Source organism: Arthrobacter sp. Cr_A7, assembly GCF_029222765.1.
Classification (GTDB): Bacteria; Actinomycetota; Actinomycetes; order Actinomycetales; family Micrococcaceae; genus Arthrobacter.
On record NZ_JARHXQ010000190.1, the window covers coordinates 1 to 4451 of the forward strand.

3 protein-coding genes are annotated in these 4451 nt (G+C 64.9%); all 3 read left to right on the forward strand.

From position 1 onward, the window contains the following. The first annotated feature begins 11 nt into the window (after positions 1–11). The 3 genes from P2Q66_RS11215 (at position 12) to P2Q66_RS11225 (ending at position 4427) form a co-directional block, all read left to right on the forward strand. Positions 12–938: a sugar ABC transporter permease gene (locus tag P2Q66_RS11215; RefSeq protein ID WP_275728060.1), complete on the forward strand. Its 927-nt coding sequence runs from the start codon at positions 12–14 to the stop codon at positions 936–938. Then, positions 935–1765 carry a carbohydrate ABC transporter permease gene (locus P2Q66_RS11220; RefSeq protein ID WP_079596738.1) on the forward strand — a complete coding sequence of 277 codons (831 nt, stop codon included), beginning with the start codon at positions 935–937 and terminating at the stop codon, positions 1763–1765. Before P2Q66_RS11215 ends, P2Q66_RS11220 begins: the two co-directional genes overlap by 4 nt. A gap of 79 nt (positions 1766–1844) precedes the next feature. Next, on the forward strand, positions 1845–4427 hold the full coding sequence (locus P2Q66_RS11225; RefSeq protein ID WP_275728059.1) for a glycoside hydrolase family 78 protein: 2583 nt from the start codon (positions 1845–1847) through the stop codon (positions 4425–4427). Positions 4428–4451: the final 24 nt, after the last annotated feature.

The following is a 4451-nucleotide window of genomic DNA, read 5'->3' on the forward strand; positions in this document are numbered from 1 at the left end:
GAGATACTGACATGACAACCAACACCACCGTGGCCGCTCCTGCCGGGCGGACCCTGACAGCCGCGGCACCCAAGAGGCGCCAGCGCAAGTCGTCCTACCCTTACTGGTTCTACCTGCCGGCCGCGCTCGTCTACACAACCCTGTTCCTGGTTCCGACCTTTGCCTCGTTCTTCTTCAGCTTCACGCGCTGGAACCTGACCGAATTCACGTGGATCGGCATGGACAACTTCGTCCAGTTCTTCTCGGAACCAGCGCTCCTCAAAGGGCTGACCAACACCTTCATTTACGGCGTGGTGACCTCCACCCTCAAGGTGGTCCTCGGAATGCTGCTGGCAGTGCTCCTCACCGCGCAGATTATTGCCCGCGGCTACCTCCGTTCCGTGATCTTCTTCCCCGTCCTGCTCAGCAGCATCGGCGTCGGCATTGTCTTCACCGTGCTGATGGACCCCTCCCGGGGCATGATCAACGAAGCGCTCGCCGTCGTCGGCATCGAGGGCCCGAAGTGGCTCACGGACCCTGCCTGGGCGCTGATGTCGGTAGCCTTCGTGGACGTCTGGAAGGGCGTTGGCCTCGCGACCGTTATCTTCATCGCAGGCATCGTGTCCATTCCGCAGGAGTATTTCGAGGCCGCCAAAGTTGACGGCGCCAGCTCATTCAAGAGCTTCTGGAATATCACCGTGCCGCTGGCCCGTCCCGCAACCGCAACCGTCATCATCCTGTCCCTGATCGGCGGGCTGCGTTCCTTCGACCTGATCTGGGCCATGACCAAGGGCGGCCCCGGCTTCACCTCTGACGTCATCGCCTCGGTGATCTACAAGCAGTACCAGGCGGGCTTCTACGGGCTCTCCACCGCCGGCAACGTGGTTCTGTTCCTGATTGTCACGGCCGTCATCGTGCCCCTGTCCATGATCCTGAACCGCAAGGAGGTAGAGGCATGACCGCCGCCCTGAAGCGCTACGGCGTCGGAATCCTGGCCATCGCCGTCACCGTGGTGCTGTTTGTCATCCCGCTGCTCTTTATGGCCCTGACCGCCATGAAGGACCGCCGGGAAGCCAACAAGCTCGAATTTTCCTGGCCCACCAACTTCGCCCTGATCGAGAACTTCCAGGAAGTCCTCTCCGCCCGCAGGTTCATGCTGGTCACGGCCTTCATCAACAGCACCATCCTCACCGTCGCCAGCGTAGCCATCATGGTGATCCTGGCGGCCATGGTTGCCTGGGTACTGCAGCGCCGCCGCAGCCGCTGGAATCCGCTGATCAATTTCCTGATCCTGTCCGGCCTGATCATCCCGCCTGCCGTGGTGCCAACCATCTGGGTCCTCCAAGGACTGGGGCTGTTCAAGACCCTGCCCGGCCTGATCCTCATCGAAGTCGCGTTTGGATTGTCGTTCTGCATCATGCTGTTCCGGGCGTTCATCTCCACCATTCCCCGTGAACTGGACGAGGCTGCGGTCATTGACGGGTGCGGGCCCGTGCGGCTCTTCTTCCGGGTGATCTTCCCGCTGCTGCGCTCGGTGATCGTCACGGTGATCGTGGTGCAGTCCGTTGCCGTCTTCAACGATTTCCAGCACCCGCTCTACTTCCTGCCCGGGGACGCCAACGCCACTGTCCAGCTGACCCTGTTCAACTTCCAGAGCCAGTTCACCACCGCCTACAACCTGCTCTTCATGAACATCCTGCTGATCACCATCCCGCCGCTGGTCATGTACCTGTTCTTCAACCGCCAGATCGTGGCCGGAATGACTGCCGGCGCCGTCAAGGGCTAGGACCCGGACCCCTTACACCAACTCCGCGGTGGCCCTGCCGCCGCCCCCACGTTCATCACCCCTGCATGGAAGAGGCCTTATGTCTGCCACCGTCCAACCGGTGACCTTCGAGCATCTTCCCGGTGCCTTGGGCATCGGGACCGCAACACCCCGTATCTCCTGGAAGACACGCGCCGAGCCCGGCTGGGCCCAGTCCGCCTACCAGGTGTCCGTGACCTCGGCGGCGGGCACCTGGCTCAGTGAGCGCATTGAGTCGCAGGATTCGGTGCTTCAGCCGTGGCCAGCCCGGCCGCTCGGTTCCGGCGAGCGCGCGGACGTCAGCGTGCGGGTCTGGGGCGAGGCAGATGAGGCGCCCGGCCCCTGGAGTCCGGCCGCCGCCGTCGAAACCGGCCTGCTGTCACCTGCTGACTGGACGGCAACCCCCATCACCCCTGCCTGGGATGAGGACCCGGATTCGGACCGGCGTCCGCCGCTGCTGCGGCGCGGTTTCACGCTGTCCAGGCCGGTGGCGTCGGCCCGCCTGTACGTCACCGCGCACGGGCTGTACGAAATGGAGGTCAACGGAACCCGGATCGGAAGCGACGCCTTCTCCCCCGGCTGGACCGTGTACGGCAAACGGCTGCGCTACTACACCTACGATGTCACCGCCCAGCTCACCGAGGGCGAGAATGCCATGGGCGCCTGGCTGGCAGATGGCTGGTATCGCGGCCGTTTCGGCTTCCACGGCGGGCACCGGAACCTCTACGGGGACAAGGTGGCGCTGCTGGCGCAGCTGCATGTCACGCACGACGACGGCTCCGTCACCGTAGTGGGAACGGACAGCGAGTGGAAGGCCGCCTTCGGGCCCATCCTATTCACCGGCCTGTACGAGGGCGAGGACCACGATGCCCGCCAGCTCCCCGCGGGCTGGAGCAGCAAGGGGTTCGACGACGGCGGCTGGCAGCCCGTTGCCGCCGTCACCAGGGACCCTGCCACCCTTGTGGCTCCCGAAGGTCCTCCGGTCCGGTGCACCGATGAAGTGAAGCCGGTGAACGTCTCCACGTCGCCGTCGGGGAAGCTCATCCTGGATTTCGGGCAAAACCATGTGGGCAGGCTTCGGATCACTGTCCACGGCGAAGCAGGCGCCAAAGTCACCTTGCGCCATGCCGAAGTCCTGCAGGACGGCGAGCTCTACACCCGGCCGCTGCGGGGAGCAGCCGCGACGGACGTCTACACGCTGGCTGGCGGAGCACCGGAAACGTGGGAGCCACGCTTCACCATCCACGGCTTCCGGTACGCCGAGATTGAGGGCTGGACCGGCGGGAATGTTGCCGACAATGTTGTGGCCCGCGTCTACCACACCGACATGGAACGCACCGGCTGGTTCGAGTGCTCCGACGCCGGCCTGAACCGGCTGCACGAAAATGTCCGCTGGAGCATGAAGGGCAACTTCGTGGACATCCCCACAGACTGCCCGCAACGCGACGAGCGCCTGGGCTGGACCGGGGACCTCCAGGTTTTCGCTCCCACCGCCACCTTCCTCTATGACTGCTCGGGCATGCTCTCCTCGTGGCTTAAGGACGTGGCCGCCGAACAATCGCCGAACGGGACCGTTCCCTGGTACGTTCCCGTCATTCCCGGAGGGGACTACTGGACGCCCGTGCGGCCCGGTGCGGTGTGGGGCGACGTCGCGGTCCTCACTCCATGGGTCCTCCATGAACGGTTCAACGATCCCGGAATCCTGGCCGACCAGTACCCCAGCGCGAAAGCGTGGGTGGACCTGCTGGACAAGCTGGCCGGAGACAGCCATCTGTGGAATACAGGTTTCCAGCTGGGTGACTGGCTGGACCCCAGCGCCCCGCCCGAAAAGCCGAGCGAGGCAAAGACCGACCGCCATCTGGTGGCGAGCGCATACTTTGCCTGGTCTGCCCGGCACCTTGCCAAAATGGCCGGCGTGCTGGGCAAGTCCGGGGATGAGCTGCACTACCTGGAGCTGGCCCGGGCTGCGGCTGACGCCTTCGCCGCTGAGTACATCCTGCCTGATGGCCGGATGACCAGCGACGCACAGACCGCGTACGCGCTGGCTATTGTGTTTGACCTCTTTCCCACTGTGGAGCTCCGGCAGCTCGCCGGGAAGCGGCTGGCCAGGCTGGTGCGGGAAGCCGGCAACCGGATCGCCACAGGCTTCGCCGGAACCCCGGTGATCACCGACGCGCTGACCCAAGTGGATGAGCTGGAAACTGCGTACGACCTGCTGTTGGAGAAGGAGTGCCCCTCCTGGCTCTACTCAGTAGAACAGGGAGGGACCACCATTTGGGAACGGTGGGATTCGCTGCTTCCCGACGGCACCGTCAATCCCGGCGAAATGACGTCCTTCAACCACTACGCGCTGGGCGCGGTGGCGGACTGGATGCACCGCTGCGTCGCCGGGCTGGCGCCCATGGAGCCTGGATACAGGCGGATCCTCTTCCGGCCGCAGCCCGGCGGCGGCCTTACCTGGGCCTCGGCGGCACATGAAACCCCCTACGGACGGGCCGCCATTTCATGGCGCACCACTGCTGCAGGCCTGAGCGTAGAGGTTGAGGTGCCCACCGGAACCACTGCACGGGTGGAGCTGCCCGGGCAGGAACCTGTGGAGGTCGGCTCCGGAAGGTTCGACTACACGGTGGCCGCAGTCTCCTAAAGGTGCTGCCGCACCTGTAGCGCC

What these genes read in the sequence shown, in the direction of transcription:
- P2Q66_RS11220 (WP_079596738.1), top strand. Translation starts at nt 935, where the DNA reads ATGACCGCCGCCCTGAAGCGCTACGGCGTCGGAATCCTGGCCATCGCC.
- P2Q66_RS11215 (WP_275728060.1), top strand. Translation starts at nt 12, where the DNA reads ATGACAACCAACACCACCGTGGCCGCTCCTGCCGGGCGGACCCTGACA.
- P2Q66_RS11225 (WP_275728059.1), top strand. Translation starts at nt 1,845, where the DNA reads ATGTCTGCCACCGTCCAACCGGTGACCTTCGAGCATCTTCCCGGTGCC.